Origin of the sequence: Brevibacillus reuszeri, from assembly GCF_002897295.1 — a bacterium.
Lineage (GTDB): Bacteria > Bacillota > Bacilli > Brevibacillales > Brevibacillaceae > Brevibacillus > Brevibacillus reuszeri_A.
In genome coordinates this window covers 1-462 of sequence record NZ_BEXF01000146.1, presented here as the reverse complement: position 1 = coordinate 462, position 462 = coordinate 1, and the positions used below count along the sequence as shown (strand labels likewise).

Below are 462 nucleotides of genomic sequence, written 5' to 3'. Positions count from 1 at the left end.
TACACTCCATAGAAACGTTCGGAACGGTGGACGGTCCAGGTATCCGCTTTGTACTCTTCATGCAGGGATGTCTGCTGAAGTGTCAATATTGCCACAATCCGGATACGTGGGGATTGCATGAAGGACAGGAAATGACGGTAGAGGATGTGCTGGCTCAGATTGAGCCTTATCTAAGTTACTATCGTTCTTCCGGTGGAGGGCTGACCGTATCCGGAGGCGAGCCGACACTGCAGTATCCTTTTGTAACCGAGCTGTTTAAGGAAGTAAAGCGCCGCTGGAATCTGCACACGACCCTTGACAGCAACGGTTATAATGAGCCGGAGAAAATATCGGAGCTGCTGGAGCATACCGACTTGGTTCTGCTCGATCTGAAGCATATCAACGATGAGAAGCATATCAAGCTGACCGGGAAGTCGAATGAGAGGACGCTGAAGACCGCCCGCTGGCTGTCCCACCATGGTC

1 protein-coding gene is annotated in these 462 nt (G+C 51.7%); it reads left to right on the top strand.

What is annotated here, in order from left to right; all coding sequences use genetic code 11:
* The coding region (locus C3B52_RS35895) for a 4Fe-4S cluster-binding domain-containing protein (RefSeq protein WP_123058886.1) at positions 1-462 on the top strand (462 nt) is incomplete at both ends.